A 16379-nucleotide genomic window follows, 5' to 3' on the forward strand; every position below is an offset into this window, starting at 1 on the left:
ACCGCAGGGACGGCGCGCGTGTGACCGCGGGCACGGCGTGCGTGTGACTACAGCAGAGCCTCGCGGTGCCGCCAGGCGAGGTCCAGCACGGCCGCGCCCGCCGCCTGCATCGGCTCGTCGCGGACGTACCGCCGCACCGTCTCCGCGTCGAACGGGACACTGCCGACGACCCGTCCCTCGCTGTTGGACGCGGCGACCTCGCCGAAGACGGCGTCGAACGTCTCCGCCTCCAGCACGGTCACCGTGAGGACGTCGGTGGCGAAGGTCAGCGGATCGACCCCCACGCCCAGCACGAGGGAGCGGGCCCGCCCGTCCTCGCGGGCGTCGGTCAGCAGCCGGTAGAACGGCCAGCTCTCGTAGTCGAAGCCGTCGCCGTACTCCTCTCCCCGTCCGAGGAACTCTTCGGCGTACTCGCGGACCATGCACGTCCACAGGTCGAGGCCGGTCCTCTCCGCGCCCGCGGACTCGTGCGCGGGCTGGAACACCCCGACCGGCATGACCTGGAACAGCCCGCCGCCGTGCGCCACCCGGGCCGAGTCGCGCCAGTGCACGACGAACGACGTCTCCCCCGTACGGGGGTCGTGGCGCAGCGTGAGTAGCGTGCGCGGGTGAAGGTCAGCTCCGGCCAGGCGACCTCCAGCAGCCGGTAGCAGGTGCGGTCCTCGAAGAGCCGGGGGCCGGCGAGCGCCCCCAGCGCGTCCGGGTAGGCGACGGCGCCCTCCGGGAGCAGGGCCGCCGCCTCCGGTTCGCGGCCCGTGACGGCGGGGGCGGGAGCGTCCTCCACCCAGCCGAGCCGCACCTCGCGCAGGTCGAGCGGCGTGGCCGGGATCCAGCCGTCCCGGGTGAGCAGACGGGTCGATCCGGCCCTGGGCGTCCCGGGATAGAGCCGATCCGCCGCCACGGCCAGCTCGTGCCGACGCCCGTCCAGGCGCCGCCGCACCTCGGTCCATTCCGGTCCTGAGGGACGCCCACGCGGATACGAATGCCCTGTCACGGGCTCAGCACCCTACTCACAGGCGCGGTTCCCCACCCCGCGCCCGGACCGAGCGCCCTCGCATCGTGACCCTGTCACCTCTTTCGACTACGCAGCGTCATAGACAGTGACGGAAAGTATTCAGAGAGGAGCTCGCGATGCACACGCGACGACAGGGGGTGAGCCCGTGACGTCCCTGCTTCACTTGGACTCCAGCGCCAGCGACTGCGGTGACTCGGTCACCAGGCAGTTGACGGCGCTCTACGCGGACACGTGGCGACGTCTCCACGGGAGCGCCGGGTACCGCCACCGCGACCTCGCCGCCGAGCCGGTCCCGCTGGTCTCCCCCGCCTTCGTCTCCCTCGGTATCCGGGTGGAGAGGCACGGGGCGGTTCCGCTGCCAAAGGTGGCGGAGATGGCCGACAGCCCCGCCGAGGAGCGCGAGTGGGCGCTGACCCTTCCGCTGATCGCGGAGATGCGCGCCGCGGAGACCGTGCTGGTCGGCGTCCCCATGTACAACTTCTCCGTGCCCGCGTCCCTCAAGGCGTGGATCGACCGGGTGACCTTCCCCGGGGCGTTCCTCGACCCCGGCACGGGGGACCGCCTACTGCGGGGAACGAGCGTGGTGGTGATCTCCGCTCGCGGGGGCTGCTACGCACCGGGCACGCCACGGGAGGACTTCGACTTCCAGACGCCCTACCTGAGGGCGTACTTCACCGAGTTGGGCGTGGCGCCGGAGAACCTGCGCTTCGTCCACGCCGAGATGACCCGGGCGTCGGACGTGCCCGCCCTTGCCCACTTCAAGCCTCTGGCGGCGAACTCGCTGGCCGCGGCGCGGACCGCTGTGTCCGAGCTGGCCCGCCGGCCGGCGGGCAGCGGGACGGCGGCCCGCATGCGGTGAGGTCCCCGCACTGCCGGGCCGGGTCCGGCTGCCGCCCGAACCGGCCGCCCGAACCGGCCGCTCGGCCCGGCCCGTGACAGCCACGGATGAGAGGTGGTGTCCGCCCGTCGGCGGACACCACCCGCAGGGCCGATGTCACCTTTCCACGGCGCGATTCGTCTTAAGGACGAGGAGCAGGGACACGAACGAACAGGAGACCGTTCCGCACCGCCGGCGTCCGGCATTCGAAGCCGCGCCGGGCCCCGCCGAGCCGCATCGGGCCGCATCGCGAGGGCAGTCAGTCGGCATTCTGTAAATACGTTGTCAGAATGCCTGGCCCTTGTGCGCGATTATCGAAATCGATCGGGCGACGTCCGCGAATTCATATCGTCGTGACGCCGGAAGATCCCACGGTTTCCGCAATTCACCGGCGAGGTTTCCCTCGGTCGCGGCGATCCGCTGCCGGCTCGGCATACGGTCCGCAGGTCACTTCCGCCGGGAGTGACCGCCCCGGCGACGAGAGCGGCTACAGCCGGGGCGGTCCGTCTGCTCAGGCGAGTGACTGCCGCTGCTCCACGGTCATCCGGTAACGGTGAGTGATCGTCGCGAGTTCGGTGGCCTTGTCGTGTTCGGCACGACCGGCGATGGCGCGCTCGGCGCCGTCCATGTTCCGGTTGGCGAGGATGATGGCCGTCGTGGCGGGGCGCCTGGCGGCTTCGTACCGCTCCAGGGCGGCGGCCACGTCCTCGCCTCGCGTGAGTTCGGCAGCGAGCGTGACGCCGTCGATGACTGCCTGCGAGGCACCGTTGGCGCCGATCGGGTACATCAGGTGAGCGGCGTCCCCGAGCAGCGTGACCCTGCCCTCACCCCAATGCGGAAGGGGGTCGCGATCGGCCATCGGGTAACGCAGGATGCGTTCGCTGCGAGCGACCAGGACGGCGGGGTTCAGCCAGCCGAAGTTCCACTCGGCCAGGTGCGGCAGCACCTCTTCGATCAGTCCGGGGCGGTTCCATCCCGCGCCGTCGGACAGGCTCTTCGAGGGAGCGGCGACCATGCAGACCCAGTTCACCAACGCCTTGCCGCGCTCCGCGTGACGCCTGGAGATCGGATAGGCGATCAGCCGGGTGGCCTGCTCGTCGTTGACCAGGATCATCGTGCGCCCGTCGAGGAACTCGTCCAGCTCGGACAGGCCCCGCCACATGTCGACTCCCGCCGGGGACAGCGGGCCGTGGCCGGGGTGGAGCTGAGACCTGACCGACGAGTGCATCCCGTCGGCGCCGACCAGCGCGGCGGCCTCGAACTCGACCGCTCCGCCCGCCTCGTCGTACGCGAGGACGCGGACGCCCGAGGCCGTCTGCCGGAAGCGGTCGACGCGGAGCCCGGTCCGCACCGCGTCGGGGCCGAGCCGGTCCCGGACGGCCGCGAGCAGGAGCATCTGCAGCTCACCGCGGTGAATGGAGTATTGGGGGTGCTCGTGACCCGCGGCGACGCCCCGGGGCTCGGTCCACAGAGTGGCCCCCCTGTGGTCGAGGTAGCGGTGCTCGCGGGTGCGGATGCCGGTGGCCGCCAGCGCCTCGCCGAGCCCGAGCCCGGTCAGCGCGCCGATCGCGGCCGGCTGGATGTTGATTCCCACTCCGAGCGGCCGAAGCTCGGCCGCGGCCTCCAGCACGACCGCGTCGATTCCCCTGGCGTGCAGGGCGAGCGCGGTGGCCAGCCCTCCTATCCCCGCACCTGCGATCACGATGTCGGCGGTGTTGGCGGTCGTCATGGCGTCGCGCTCCCTGGGCCGGGGATGGCTACTCTTCGTGACTTCAGTCGGTGCCGCAGCGGTGTGGTAGGGGCCGGGCCCCGGATACGAGCCCGCTTACGGAGTGCGGGCGAGGCCCCGTCCCGCCGATGCCGAGAGGCGGGGCGGAGCGTGCCGTACCGGGGCCCGGGCCGGCTTCTGGATCCCGACGCGGAAGTTCCTGGTCAGGCGTGGTGGACGGAGACGACCTTGTAGGCCTGCGGCACCGCCTTGGCGATCTCCGCCGCCCTCTTCGCGAAGACCTGCGCCTCGGGGTCGCCCGCGGTCGCCTTGATGTCGTCCGGGCTGCGCCACTGGGCGAGGTTCACGACCCGGGTGCCGTCCACGCTGGCGAGAACGTTCACCGAGATGAAGCCGGGCCGGTGCCGCATGACCTTCTCGGCGCCCTCATCGAGAATGGCGATTAGTTCCTGCTGCTGCGAGGGGTCGACGTCGAAGACGTTGATGAATGTTGCGACCTGATCGCCGACCCGAATCACTGTCTCACTCATGACTTCATCGTATCCGACAAAGAACCAATAGAGTCAAGCCCGTTTGTTAATCCAATCGGGATTCCGAACACGAGAGTCTCTCCGAATATCTCGTACGCAGAGCAGGAAATACCGCTTATCGCAAGCGGGCATGCGAGGTCCGGACGCTGCCGCTCGCCGCCCCGAGGGAGCGAGCCCGGTGCGAGCCGGTGCGACGCCAGCGCGAGGCCGGTGCGAGGCCATGCGAGCCCGGTGCGAGGCCATGCGAGCCCGGTGGGTGGGTCCGGCGTCGCGATGCCGCGCCGGCGTTCGCGCCGGACCCACCCGGAACCCGCCGGGGTCCTGTCACGGACCCCGGCGGGCGTACCCCTGCCGGCCTCAGGCCGCCGTCAGCGAGGGGCTGGCGTGCAGGTCGAATCCCTTGTAGCCCGCCTCAGCCACCTCGTCGAGCTTGAGCCGGTACGACGCGAGCCCCGCGAAGTAGAACATGACCCTGTTCTTCTTGCCGGGAATGTTGGCGCCGAAGATCCACGACTTGACCTTGGGGAAGAGCGTGTAGTCCGCGAGTTGCCTGCAGGTCTCGGTCCACTCGTCCTCGGCGTTCCCGGTGGCCTCGATCACGGTCGTGCCGTTCTCCTCCGCGGTGCGGATCAGGTCGCCGATCCATTCGACCTGTGTCTCGATGCCGGGCGGGAGGTTGCTGAAGGCGCTGTTCGGGCCGAGGACCATGAACAGGTTGGGGAAGCCGTGGGTGGCGACGCCGAGATAGCTGGTGGGCCCGTCCTCCCAGTGCTCCCGGATCGTCACGCCGCTCCGGCCGCGGATGTCCATTCGCTTGTAGCTGCCGTCCACGGCGTCGAAGCCCGTGGCGAAGACCAGGACGTCGAGCTCGTGCTCCACTCCGTCCTCGGTGACCACTCCCGTGGGAGTGATCTCCTTGATCGGGTTCTCCTTGATGCTGACCAGCTCGACGTTGTCGCGGTTGAAGATCTCGTAGTAGTCGGGGTTGCAGATGGGGCGCTTGGCGTAGAGGTCGCTCGGCGTCAGCTTGCGCGCCGTCTCCGGATCCTTCACGATCTCGCGGATCTTCGACCGGATGAACTCCGCGGCGGCCTCGTTGGCCGCCGGATCGGTCGCGATGTCGGAGAACGTGCCGAACATGAAGCGGAAGCCGTTCCCCTTGTCCCAGTACTCCTGGAACACGCGCCGGCGCTCCTCCTCGGAGACGCTCATCGCGGGGACGTCGCTCTCCTCGAATCCACAGGCGACGCGGGAGCCGCGCACCTGCTCCCAGATGCGGTCGTAACCGGCGCGCACCTCCGCGACGTACTCCTCGGTGACCGGGCCGTGGCCGGACGGGACGCAATACTGCGCCGAGCGCTGGAACACCGTCAGATGCTCGGCCACCTTGGCGGCGGCGCAGGCGAACTGGGTGCCGGTGGATCCCGTGCCGACGACGCCGACGCGCTTGCCTTCGATCGTCAGGTCGTCGGGCCAGGCACCGGTGTGGACGATCCTGCCCTGGAAGCGGTCGCGGCCCTCGATCTCGGGGATGTTCGCCGTCGACAGCGGCCCGAGCGCGGTGACGACGTACCGTGCGGTGAAGCTCTCACCTGTGTCGGTGCCGACGGTCCAGACCCCCCGGGACTCGTCGAACACCGCACTGACGATGCCGGTGTTCAGCTGGATGTCCCTGCCCAGGTCGTGCTTGGCGACGACCGCCTCGAGATAGGCGAGGAGCTCCCGCTGGGGGGTGTAGTTGGTGGTCCAGTTCCACTCCTGGAGCATCTGCTTGTCGAAGGAGTACCGGTAGACGAAGCCCTCGACGTCCGACATGGCGCCGGGGTAGCGGTTCCAGTACCAGGTGCCGCCCACGCCACCGGCCCTGTCGAAGGCCCGTGTCCGTAAGCCGAGCTCGTTGCGGAGCTTGTGGAGCATGTAGATTCCGGCGAAGCCGGTGCCGACGACGATCGCGTCGAAGTCGGTGTTTGTCGTGTCGGTCAAGGTTGCACTCCTTCGTGTTTCCTGTCCCTGCGGGGAGGGGGTCACGGCTGCAGCCGTGAGATGTGCCAACCGGAGGGAGTCCGGTCGTAACGCAGCCGCCGGTGCAGCCGGTCGGCGTCGGCCGACCAGAACTCGACGGCGGCAGGCTCCAGGCGGTATCCGGCGAAGCGCGCCGGGCGCGGCAAGGGGATTCCGTAGGACGACAGCCGCTCCGCCTCCGCCTTCAGCCGGGCGACGTCCTCCAGGGGTTCGCTCTGCCGGGAGACCGCCGACATCGCGTGCAGCGGCACCGGCCGGGCGTTCCACAGCCGTTCCGCCTCGGGCTCGGGCAGCATGACCACCGGGCCGGAGAAGCTCAGTTGCCGGGCGGTCTCGCGCCAGTAGAGCAGGCCGGAGGCCCAGCCGGTCTCGGCGATCTCCCGGCCCTTCCTGCTGGTGCTGTGGCTGGTGAAGGCCAGGCCCCGGTCGCCGACGTCGATGACGGCGACCATGCGGGTGGAGGCCCGGCCGCCGCGGTCGGCGGTCGCGAGCGCGAGGGCCAGCGGTTCGCGCACCCCGGCCTCCACCGCCCCGGAGATCCATCGCCGCACCAGGTCCATCGGCTCGGCGGGCGGCATGTCGTACTCGGGGAACGCCGGGTCGATGGCGCCGGTCAGACTCTCGAACCTGCTGCTCACTGTCGCCTCCGGAGCTGTGAGGGGGGGCGGGCGATCCGCGAGGCGCGGATCGCCCCGATCGCTTGGGCGGGCGCCGCATGCGTGGGAAGGGGGTGCGGCGACGTCCGGGCCGGCCGGTCCGCGCCGTTCAGGCGTAGATCACGCCGCGGGCGACGGTCACGGCCGAGCCGCCGACCCGTACGGATGTGATGTGCTCCGCGGCGCCGTCGGCGCGGGCCCGCATGAGCGAGGGCCGGCCCATCTCGACGCCCTGTTGGATGTCGATCCACTGCCCGAACCCGATGCGCCCGTGCCGGGCGAGGTGGACCGCCAGCGGGCCCGCCGCCGATCCTGTGGCCGCGTCCTCGGCCACTCCGTACGCGGGCGAGAACATCCGGCTGCGCCAGGTCGAGCCGGAACCGGCGAAGCAGTTGGTCGCCATGTCGGGGAAGGCGGCCAGCGCACGCTGGTCCGGGTCGACCCGGGACAGCGCCGCCAGGCTCTCCAGCCCGACGAAGACGTGCCGCGGACCGTTGTGGTAGATCACGACGGGCAGCGCCGAGGAGGTCAGGCCGAGCGCCGCGAGCAGCTCCTCGGCACGGTCGAACTCCGCCCAGGTCGGGACGGGCTGCTCCATCTCGGCGGCGACGACCCTCCCGTTCACGCGCTCCAGGTCGAAGGCGATGACTCCCATCGCCGTCTCCAGCCTGAGCCGGTCGTTTCTGCGCCCCTCGCCCAGCGCGACGGCGGTGCCCAGGAGCGGATGCCCGGCGAACGGGAGCTCGTTCACCGGCGTGAAGATGCGGATGCGGACGTCGCCTCCCTGCCGGGGCGGGAGAACGAAGGTGACCTCCGACAGGTTCATCTCCCTGGCGATGCGCTGCATGCGCTCGTCGGAGAGGTCCTCGGCCTCGAAGAAGACGGCGACCGGATTGCCCTGCAGCGGCGTGTCGGTGAACGCGTCGACGACCACGTACGGACGCGCCCCCTCCAGCACGGACTGTTCAGCCATCGTCACGGCAGCAGTCCTTTCATCAAGGAGCCCAGGATGCGCGGGCCGTTCTCGGTGAGCACCGACTCGGCGTGGAACTGGATGGAGGAGAAGTGCGGGCCGCGCAACGCGTGCACCTCGCCTGTCACCGGATCGCGGCAGACCTCCACCGTGCCGAAACCGTCGATCTCGGCCCGGTCCGCTACCGCCCGGGCGGCGAAGGTGTTGTAGAACCCGACGCGCTCCCGCGCGCCGAACAGGCTGATCTCCTTCTGCACCCCCTGGTTGGGCACGTCACGGCGGTGCAGGGGGAACCCGAGCCGTGCGGACAGAATCTGATGGCTGAGGCATACGGCCAGGAAGGGGCGCCGCGCGGAGAGGAGGGCGTCCGCCGCGGCGCCCAGGTAAGCGATCTTGGGGTGGGCGCCGTCGCCGGGGTCGCCGGGGCCGGGCCCCAGCACGACGAGGTCGTACCCGTCCAGCGAGGGAGCGTCGTCGTGGCGGCGCACGGTCACCGACATGCCCAGGCTGCGCATCTGGTGGTCCAGCATCGACGTGAAGGTGTCCTCGGCGTCGACGATGAGCGTCCGCACCCCGATCAGGCGGGGGTGGGCGGCGGTGCCGGCGGTGGCTCTGCCCAGCCAGAAGCCGGCGATGTTCGCGTTGCGCCGCTCCAGTGCCTCGCGAACCTCCGGGCGGGTCCTGAGCCGGCCGCTGTCGCCGGTGTCGAGCGCCGCGAGCAGGCCGGCGGCCTTCGCCCGGGTCTCGGCCACCTCCGACATCGGGTCGGAGTGGCGTACGAGGGTGGCGCCGACGCCCATGCGCGCCCGGCCCGCGCGATCGATGTCGGCGGTCCGGATGAGGATGGAGGAGTCGAGGGTCTGCCGGCCGTCCTCGTCACTCCCGATGAGGGCGACGACCCCGCTGTAGTACCCCCGGCCGTGCGGCTCGTGCCGGTCGATGACCCGGCAGGCGTTCTCCACCGGGCTGCCGGTGACGGTCGGCGCGAACATCGTCTCGCGCAGGATGTCTCGCACGTCCCAGCCGGTGTCGCCCTCGATGAAGTACTCGGTGTGCGCGAGCCGCGCCATCTCCTTGAGCCGGGGACCGGTCACGCGGACGCCGGGCTCGCAGATCCTGGCCATCATCTTGAGTTCCTCGTCCAGGACCATGTAGAGCTCGTCGGACTCCTTGCGGTCGGCGAGGAAATCCATCACCCCGTGCAGGGACGGGCCGGACGCCGGGTACCGGTACGTGCCGCTGATCGGGTTCATGGTGGCGACGCCGTTCCGCAGTGTCACATGCCGCTCCGGGGTGGCGCCCACGAACGTCCGCCCGCCGGTGTGGACCACGAAGGTCCAGTACGCGCCGGACTCGACCTCCAGCAGGCGCCGGAAAAAGGCCAGGGCGGAGCGCGGCGTGTAGTTCCCGATGTCGGCGACGAAGGACCTCTTGATGACGAAGTTCGCCCCCTCCCCCTCGCCTATCGCCTCCTTGACGACTCTGCAGACGATCTCGGCGTACTCGTCGTCGCTCACGTCGAAGTGCCCGCCCGAGACCGCGAAGGGCAGGTCGGGGATCCGGTCCAGCGCCTCGGCGACCGGAACCGTGCCCTGTCGCGTCACCGTCATCGCGAGGAGCGGGGCGCCGTCGTCGGCGCAGGCGAAGCCCCGCTCGCGGACCTGCCGATAGGGGACGACGACGAGCGCGTGGTGCCGGCCGCCCGCCACCGGCTCCCGTTGGCCGGGCAGCGGGATGTCCGCGAGCTCGCGAAGGGGCGCGACCTCACCTGTCAACACGTCCAGCAGGCCCGGCCCGTTCGCCTCGGGCCGGTGCAGCAGCGCGAAGGCCGGCGCCCGGAGCTCCAGCACGGCGTCGAGCAGGTCGCCCCCACCGGTGTCCGGTCCGCTCACGAGAACACCTCCTTGGCCGTCAGGACGACCGCGCAGCGTTCGGCCGCGTACTCGACCGCCATGCGGTGGTAGTCGGCGGTGAAGTCGGCGACGGCGTCGGCGACCAGGAAGGTCTCCAGATCGTTGGTGAAGGCCTCGACGGCCGTCATCAACACCCCGACGTGCGCGTACACGCCGCAGACGACGAGCTGGTCGCGGCCGCTGCGCCGCATGCGCTCCAGCAGGTCGGAGCGGAAGAAGGCGCTGTAACGCAGCTTGGTGAACAACCAGTCCCCCGGTGCGGGAGCGAGTTCGTCGACGACGAGCCGGTCCTCGGGGGCACGGCGCATGCCCGGTCCCCAGAAGTCCTTGAGGAGCCCGCGTTGCTCTTCGCTCATGTCACCGGGTTGAGCCGTGTAGCCGACGGGAACGCCGAGCGCCGCGCTCCGGTCACGCAGCAGCGCGATGTTCCGGATGAGTTCGTGCCTGGTCGAGCCGGGGAACGGCCTGACGAAGTAGCGCTGCATGTCGTGGATCAGGAGCACGGCACGAGCGGGGTCAGGCGTCCAACCGGCGGGGTTGGGAGGCAGGTCGCCCGCGGCCGGAAGGAGGTAGGGCTTGATTGCGGGTATGCCGGACATAGAAGTCCTTTCTGGTTGCCGGCGCGTCAGCCGCCCCACGCCGAGATGACCGAGACCGCCTGCCAGAGGGTCAGCCGGGGGTCGCAGAAGCTCGTGTACCGGTCGCCGACCTGGCCGAAGCCGCTCTCGTCGGCGACGCATTCGGTGACGTCGTCGGGGGTGATCTCCAGATGGAGGCCGCCGGGGACCCCGTCCGCGCTCTCGACCGCGGTCACGAACTCGCGGACCTCGCGTTGCAGCGTCGGCACGAGGCGGGTCTTGTGCCCCGACGGAGTGACCAGCGTGTTGCCGTGCATGGGATCGCAGAGCCAGACGACGGGGTGGCCGGCGGACCTGACGGCCTCGACGAGCGGCGGCAGGGCGTAGGCGACCTGGTCGGCGCCCATCCGGGAGATCAGGGTGAGCCTGCCGGGCTCGCGTTCGGGGTCGAGCCGCTCGCACAGGGCGAGCAGCTCGTCCTTGCTCGTCTTCGGGCCCACCTTGCAGGCGACCGGGTTGGCGACCTCGGACAGCAGGGCGATGTGCGCGCCGTCCACCTGCCGCGTCCGCTCGCCGATCCAGGGCCAGTGCGTGGAGCCGAGGATCAGCCTCCCCGACGCGTCCCTGCGGAGCATGGGAACCTCGTAGTCGAGGAGCAGCGCCTCGTGGCTGGTCCACACGGGCGGGTCTATCGGGGACCGGACGGACGATCCGCGCCAGCCGAGGTGTTCCATGATGTCGCTGGCCGCCATGTATCCGGTGAGTATCCGCAGCGGATCGGGCTGCCTGCTGTCCGCCGTCGGCTCCGGGCCGTTGACCAGGTGCCCGCGGAACGCCGGGAGGGTGAGGTCGCCGACCTGCTCGGTGGGGCTGGAGCGCGGCTTGGAGAACTGGCCGCCGATGCGGCCGGCCCTCAGCACGGGCTTGTGTGTGATCATCTTGAGCGCGCCGGCCAGCACGTCCAGCGCCGCGGACTTGCGGCTCACGTGCTCCGGCGTGCATTCCTCCGGGTTCTCCGCGCAGTCCCCGGCCTGTACGACCAGGGAGTTTCCTGCGGCTACCTCCGCCAGGAGGGCACGCAGGGTGCGCACGTCCGCGGGCCTGACGAGCGAGGGCCGGGAGGCGAGCACTTCCTTGACGCGCTGGACCTGCGAAACGTCGCTCCACTCCGGCTGCTGCAGCGCAGCGCTCAGCCGGATGGCGGGCATCACGTCATCCACGGTTCTCCATGGGGTCGAGGCGCTCTCGGCGCCGTCGTCGTCGTCGCCCGGCCGGTGAGGCTGGGGTCGCCTGGCCGGTGAGGCTGGGGTCGCCTGGCCGGTGAGGCTGGGGTTGCCTGGCGACCGCCGCCGACCAGGCGGCAGTCGCGGCCGGGACCTAGGTGGGGATCCCCTCACGCCTGATCTCGGGCACGGGGATGTTCAGCGCGCGCAGTTGCTCGAAGGGGTTCATGAACTCGCGCTGCAGCTTGATCTTCCCGTCCTCCAACTGGAAGGAGTGCAGGAAGTGGTTCCTGTAGTGGCCCTCGGGGTAGCCCGGGAAGCGGATCGCGCCTTCGCCGTCGCACTCCACCCAGAAGAAGTTCGGGTCGTCGGTCTCGAAGATCTGGATGTTGGTCCAGACCCAGTCGGGGAAGCACTTCAGCGACCAGACGGCGTGCTCACCGAGACGGTCGCGCCCGCGGATCGCGATCGGCTGCCCGGTGTCGTTGGTCCACAGGCCGCCGACGCCGTCCTCGGTGAACAGCAGGTGCCGCCGCAGCCGTTCCTCGCCTCTGGTGTTCATGTACCGCTCGACCGTCGCCCGGTTGGTCCTCCGAAGTTCGGTCTCCTCGTCGCTTCCCGGAAAGTGAGTCGTCTCTGACACGATGAACCCTCCAACGAATCCCGATTAATGGCGATATTTCACCCTGAGTCTTCGTACTCCAGAAGCGCCTCCGTTCCTTTCCGGCCGCCTTGGGGAAACCCGTTTCCGGTCACCCCGGGAAACCGTCCGGAACCATGCTCGCCAGTCGTTTCCATTCCTCTGATCGCTTGAGCACGACGGCGCGGATGAGCGGCAGGCAATGGGCCGGAATCGCCTCGGCGATCTCCTTCCACTGAGCCGGCCCCACCTCCGTCGCCAGGAGTATCCGCAGCAGCAGCCGCCCGGACTCGGTCGCCCGCAGAGACGGATCGCGCGCGAGCTTGCGCAGCACGGACGCCGTTTCCACGGCCTCCCCCGCCGCGTGTCCCGGTGGCCTGGTCTCGCCCCTGCTCCGGCTCCCGTCGCGCGGACGGCGGGTCTGCCCCGCACGCCGGACGGCCCCGGTCCGGGGCGCGGCCCCGTCCCGAGCCGACGTCGCCGTGCTCCGCGGCCCGGCACCGCTCCCCTCCCTGGCGCGCAGGCGATCCGGGATCGGATCCTGACCGCGGTCGAGCCGCTCGCGCACGTCCCGGACGGTCCCCACCGAGAGCCCGGTTTTCCTCGACAGCTCACGGAGGGAGATCTCCGAGTTGGCCGCCAGCAGGGCCGCGGCACTGCGACGCCCTTCGACGCTGCTGAGCGGCCTGGCCCTGCCGTCCCTGCCCACCCGGCTGTGCTGGAGCTCCCCCGGTCCGCCGAGCCGCCGGCGCACACCGGCGACCGTCTTGGCGCTCAGCCCCGTGCTCTCGGCCACCCCCCTGTCCGACCACTGCGGATGGGAGGTGATGATCCGCCGGGCCGCCTCCTTCCGCTCGTCGAGCGTCAGCGGCAACCCGTGGCCGACGTTGAGCCGGACCGACAGGACGAACGCGTCGGCCTCGCTTCCGTCGAAGAACCGGACCGCGATCTCGCTCCTGCCCCTCAGCACGGCCGCGCGCAACCGGTGCACACCGTCGATGACACGCATCGTCGGCCGGTGCACGAGGAGCGGATCGAAGGGGCGATCCGTCTCCGCGAGCAGCCGGACATGCGCCGGGTCCTCACGTCGCTTCCGCGGCGAGAGCGAGGACGTCAGGTCGCGGACGGGCACGATCTCCCACGCCAGATGCCGGAGGTCCGCCACATCGGGGAGGCGAGTTCCGAGTTCGCGATCAGCGTCGGCTGCGGTGTGAAGTGACACTGCGGGACCTTCCTATGAAGGAACAAGGGCAGGGGCGCTTTCTTCACAGGAGCTCAACTGCGGCTCAGCTTATGTTCGGGGTAATTGCGAAACCAGAGCAGCGGGGGCCCATTCATGGCAAGTTACCCATAAATTCAATATCGGCCTTATCGCCCCGGGCGGGACCATGACACGCCGTTCACATGCCATGATCGCGACTTGCGGCGAAATGCGCCGGACGGCGTCGGCCGCCTACTTCACAGAGTCATCACCCAGCTCAGCGGGCGATCGTGCGGGCGGATCCGTACGAGCCGAGCCCATGGACCCGGACGACGCGACCGGGCCCCGCACGCACCTTTCAGCGCCTCACCGGAGGCCTATTTCGGTCGCCGCCGTCGATTTTCGGAACGGCGAGAAACTATGAGCGGCCGCTGCGAGGATAGAATGCACCTCGGACGGCGGCCCGCCGATACGCTTCACTGCCGGAGAGGCACCGTTAGGTGCGTCTCCCCGTCACGTCGGTTCAAACGAACCGGCAACAATAATCAGTACGGGCACTGACGGCTCCTTGTCAAACCTGCGTTCTTCCTCTCCCACTCTTATGACGAACCGCGACGGTGAAAGGTGACCGATGAGCGACCAGGGCCAATTGGCCGAGCACTTCGACCGATCCCGAGGGCATCTGCGAGGAGTCGCGTTCCGCATGCTGGGCAGCGCGGACGAGGCTGACGACGCGGTGCAGGAGACCTGGCTGCGCGCCTGCCGCGCCGACTCCGGCTCCGTCGACAACCTGACCGCCTGGCTGACGACGATCACCGGACGGGTCTGTCTCGACATGTTGCGCTCGCGCAGCCGCCGGCGTGAGGACCTCGCCGACCTGACCGAACTCGACATGCTGGCTCCCCACGACGAGACCGCCGACCCGGCGGACGAGGCGGTGCTCGCCGACTCCGTCGGTCTCGCCCTGCTCGTGGTCCTCGACACGCTCGGCCCCGCCGAGCGCGCCGCCTTCGTGCTGCACGACCTGTTCGCCGTGCCGTTCGACGAGATCGCCGTGATCGTGGAACGCTCGCCGGCGGCCGCGAAGAAGCTGGCGAGCCGCGCCCGTCGCCGGGTGCACGGCACGCCAGACATTCCCTCCTCCGACCTCGCCAGGCAGCGTGCGGTGGTGGACGCCTTCCTGGCCGCCTCCAGGGCGGGCGACATCGACGCCCTGCTGGCGGTGCTGGCTCCCGACGTCGTCCGGCGGGCGGATTACGCGGCCCTGCGCGGGCAGGCCAAGGTGCCGGCGGAGGTGCGCGGCGCGCGCGCCGTCGCCGAGGAGACGCGCACCAACATCCGCAGGGCCCGCTTCGCCTGGCCCGCTCTCGTCAACGGTGCCGTGGGGGCGGTGGTCGCCCCGTATGGGCGCCTGCGGCTCGTCCTCGAGATCGGCATCGTCGGCGATCGAATCGCGTCCATCGACGTCATCGGCGATCCCGCCCGCCTGAAGGGGGTCCGGCTCGGCCTAACCGACGTCCCGTCGCCGGCGGCCGGGCCGCGCAGGCTGTCCGTGCAGGGCGCGTGAGAACCGAGGGGCACCGGGAGGCGTCATGATCGTGAATCCGCGGCTCGCCGTGCTCTACGTCGGCGACCAGGGCAGGACCCTGGAGTTCCTCACCGGGACGCTCGGCTTCGAGCTCGCGGCCGACGTCCCCCTGGGGGAGGGGCGGCGCTGGGTGGAGGTGCGCCCGCCCGGCGCGCAGACCTGCGTGGTGCTCGCGACCGTCGAGCCCGAGATCCTGGAGGCGCTTCACGCCCGCGTGGGGCGGATGGCCCACGGCTGGTTCGACTGTGACGATCTCGACGCCACCTGCCTGGACCTGCGGGCGCGGGGAGTCGAGATCGTCGTGGCGCCGCAGGCCGCCCCCTGGCGGGAAGAGGGCCGGTGGGCGCAGATCCGCGGCCACGACGGCAACCTGTACGGGCTGACGGAGCGGGGCCGCTGAGCCGCATGAGTCACCGGGGCGCGGGTGGTCAACTGCGTGCTTTCCTCAGATGCACACCCCGCCCGCTTCCTCGGTGCCGCCGGCCCGTCCGAGATGGAGCACCTCGCAGCGCACCTGCGCCGTGGCCCTGGCGTCGATTCCGCGCACCCGCTCCTCGGTGAGCCCGGTCACCGAGGCGATGTCGGCGTACGCGAGCCCGAACCCGTGGTGCAGCATGAACACCGTCCGCTCGTCCTGGTCCAGCACGCCGAGGACGGTCGAAAGGGCCGCGGAGACCGACTCGGCCATCTGCAGATCGGGCTCCCCCCGCAGGGGCTCCGGCATCCAGGGACCGATGTGCTCCTCACCGTTGGCCTGGGCGACCCGCAGGCGCGTGAGCGCCAGCACGGAGACCAGCCCGATGAGCGCGTTCGGAGAGCCCGCAGAGCGGTCACCCTGACCGGCCAGCCAGCGGGACCGGGTCTCCTCGACCACGCGCGCGGCCTCCCCACCGTCGCCGAGCATGCTGCGGGCCACCTCGTGGAGCAGCGCGGCGTGTTCCTCGAACGCCTGGGACGCCTCGAACGCCTGGGATCCCTGGGATCCCTGGGATCCCTGGGATGCCCGGGATGCCTCGGATGCGCAGTCCCCCTCGGCCGACCGATCCGGATTACGCTCCATACACTCTCCTCGTAGTCGTGGCCCGGCGTCCGGACGAAGCCCCCAGTTCCGGTAACAGGCCCTCACCACTCGCCGGGAACACCTACAGGAACGGCGCCGACGCGCCCTCGCCCCACGATTCAACTGTTTCTTCCTGGCCCGCAATTTACACCCCGGGAACGGTTGCGCCCAGATTCATTTTGCTCTCTTTCGCCGCGATCCCCGCGCGACACCTCCTCTCGCCTTTCCCGTTAAGACGAATTCGGCCTCCGTAATGTGACACAGGAGCGGCCGGTCAATTCTCGATGCAATCCGGATGTCACGTTCCGGCCCCCTGGGAACGTCTTTCTTTTGGCGGCCGGAATCAGCGGAAGCCCCACCCGCTCCACACCGTC

The 16379-nt window shown here is 70.4% G+C and carries 15 protein-coding genes; 3 read left to right on the forward strand and 12 right to left on the reverse strand.

All coding sequences use genetic code 11. From position 1 onward, the window contains the following. Window positions 1-47: 47 nt before the first annotated feature. Entirely contained in the window at window positions 48-551 is a 504-nt protein-coding gene (locus ACGFIB_RS03115; protein ID WP_393368097.1) for a hypothetical protein, read from the reverse strand. Window positions 552-1160: 609 nt separating this feature from the next. Here ACGFIB_RS03115 and ACGFIB_RS03120 point away from each other — a divergent pair. After that, window positions 1161-1874 (forward strand): FMN-dependent NADH-azoreductase, encoded by a 714-nt coding sequence (locus tag ACGFIB_RS03120; protein WP_393368099.1) that lies wholly within the window; start codon window positions 1161-1163, stop codon window positions 1872-1874. Between the two features lie 529 nt (window positions 1875-2403). Here ACGFIB_RS03120 and ACGFIB_RS03125 read toward each other — a convergent pair. From ACGFIB_RS03125 to ACGFIB_RS03170, 10 genes are all read right to left on the reverse strand, one after another. Next, complete coding sequence (locus ACGFIB_RS03125; protein ID WP_393368100.1) at window positions 2404-3621, reverse strand: flavin-dependent oxidoreductase; 1218 nt, start codon at window positions 3619-3621, stop codon at window positions 2404-2406. A 203-nt stretch (window positions 3622-3824) separates the two neighbouring features. After that, entirely contained in the window at window positions 3825-4151 is a 327-nt protein-coding gene (locus ACGFIB_RS03130; protein WP_142568286.1) for an antibiotic biosynthesis monooxygenase family protein, read from the reverse strand. A gap of 357 nt (window positions 4152-4508) precedes the next feature. Next, window positions 4509-6134 (reverse strand): flavin-containing monooxygenase, encoded by a 1626-nt coding sequence (locus tag ACGFIB_RS03135; protein ID WP_142568285.1) that lies wholly within the window; start codon window positions 6132-6134, stop codon window positions 4509-4511. A gap of 41 nt (window positions 6135-6175) precedes the next feature. After that, window positions 6176-6811, reverse strand: a complete 636-nt coding sequence (gene phzG, locus ACGFIB_RS03140; RefSeq protein WP_357257690.1) for a phenazine biosynthesis FMN-dependent oxidase PhzG — start codon at window positions 6809-6811, stop codon at window positions 6176-6178. 127 nt (window positions 6812-6938) lie between these two features. Next, window positions 6939-7802, reverse strand: coding sequence for a PhzF family phenazine biosynthesis protein (locus tag ACGFIB_RS03145; RefSeq protein WP_142568891.1), 864 nt, complete (start codon window positions 7800-7802; stop codon window positions 6939-6941). Window positions 7803-7804: 2 nt separating this feature from the next. Further along, on the reverse strand, window positions 7805-9694 hold the full coding sequence (locus ACGFIB_RS03150; protein WP_357246732.1) for an anthranilate synthase family protein: 1890 nt from the start codon (window positions 9692-9694) through the stop codon (window positions 7805-7807). Beyond that, window positions 9691-10314: an isochorismatase family protein gene (locus tag ACGFIB_RS03155; RefSeq protein WP_142568282.1), complete on the reverse strand. Its 624-nt coding sequence runs from the start codon at window positions 10312-10314 to the stop codon at window positions 9691-9693. Before ACGFIB_RS03155 ends, ACGFIB_RS03150 begins: the two co-directional genes overlap by 4 nt. Window positions 10315-10340: 26 nt before the next feature. Continuing rightward, on the reverse strand, window positions 10341-11513 hold the full coding sequence (locus ACGFIB_RS03160; protein WP_357246729.1) for a 3-deoxy-7-phosphoheptulonate synthase: 1173 nt from the start codon (window positions 11511-11513) through the stop codon (window positions 10341-10343). Between the two features lie 157 nt (window positions 11514-11670). Continuing rightward, window positions 11671-12159 carry a PhzA/PhzB family protein gene (locus tag ACGFIB_RS03165; RefSeq protein WP_142568280.1) on the reverse strand — a complete coding sequence of 163 codons (489 nt, stop codon included), beginning with the start codon at window positions 12157-12159 and terminating at the stop codon, window positions 11671-11673. A 109-nt stretch (window positions 12160-12268) separates the two neighbouring features. Continuing rightward, entirely contained in the window at window positions 12269-13321 is a 1053-nt protein-coding gene (locus tag ACGFIB_RS03170) for a ParB/RepB/Spo0J family partition protein (RefSeq protein ID WP_357246724.1), read from the reverse strand. A gap of 667 nt (window positions 13322-13988) precedes the next feature. On the opposite strand from ACGFIB_RS03170, the gene ACGFIB_RS03175 reads away from it, so the two are divergent. After that, window positions 13989-14924 carry a sigma-70 family RNA polymerase sigma factor gene (locus tag ACGFIB_RS03175; protein WP_357246722.1) on the forward strand — a complete coding sequence of 312 codons (936 nt, stop codon included), beginning with the start codon at window positions 13989-13991 and terminating at the stop codon, window positions 14922-14924. Window positions 14925-14949: 25 nt separating this feature from the next. Beyond that, window positions 14950-15345 (forward strand): VOC family protein, encoded by a 396-nt coding sequence (locus ACGFIB_RS03180; RefSeq protein WP_142568277.1) that lies wholly within the window; start codon window positions 14950-14952, stop codon window positions 15343-15345. A 45-nt stretch (window positions 15346-15390) separates the two neighbouring features. On the opposite strand, the gene ACGFIB_RS03185 is transcribed toward ACGFIB_RS03180, so the two are convergent. Further along, window positions 15391-16005 carry a sigma factor-like helix-turn-helix DNA-binding protein gene (locus ACGFIB_RS03185; RefSeq protein WP_393368105.1) on the reverse strand — a complete coding sequence of 205 codons (615 nt, stop codon included), beginning with the start codon at window positions 16003-16005 and terminating at the stop codon, window positions 15391-15393. Between the last annotated feature and the right edge of the window lie 374 nt (window positions 16006-16379).

The sequence above is a fragment of the Microbispora bryophytorum genome, assembly GCF_043197435.1.
Classification (GTDB): domain Bacteria; phylum Actinomycetota; class Actinomycetes; order Streptosporangiales; family Streptosporangiaceae; genus Microbispora; species Microbispora bryophytorum.

Excerpts from the sequence above, each read along its gene's own strand:
- ACGFIB_RS03125 (WP_393368100.1), bottom strand. The coding sequence starts at position 3,621 with ATGACGACCGCCAACACCGCCGACATCGTGATCGCAGGTGCGGGGATA.
- ACGFIB_RS03130 (WP_142568286.1), bottom strand. The coding sequence starts at position 4,151 with ATGAGTGAGACAGTGATTCGGGTCGGCGATCAGGTCGCAACATTCATC.
- ACGFIB_RS03145 (WP_142568891.1), bottom strand. The coding sequence starts at position 7,802 with ATGGCTGAACAGTCCGTGCTGGAGGGGGCGCGTCCGTACGTGGTCGTC.
- ACGFIB_RS03155 (WP_142568282.1), bottom strand. The coding sequence starts at position 10,314 with ATGTCCGGCATACCCGCAATCAAGCCCTACCTCCTTCCGGCCGCGGGC.
- ACGFIB_RS03175 (WP_357246722.1), top strand. The coding sequence starts at position 13,989 with ATGAGCGACCAGGGCCAATTGGCCGAGCACTTCGACCGATCCCGAGGG.
- ACGFIB_RS03180 (WP_142568277.1), top strand. The coding sequence starts at position 14,950 with ATGATCGTGAATCCGCGGCTCGCCGTGCTCTACGTCGGCGACCAGGGC.
- ACGFIB_RS03185 (WP_393368105.1), bottom strand. The coding sequence starts at position 16,005 with ATGGAGCGTAATCCGGATCGGTCGGCCGAGGGGGACTGCGCATCCGAG.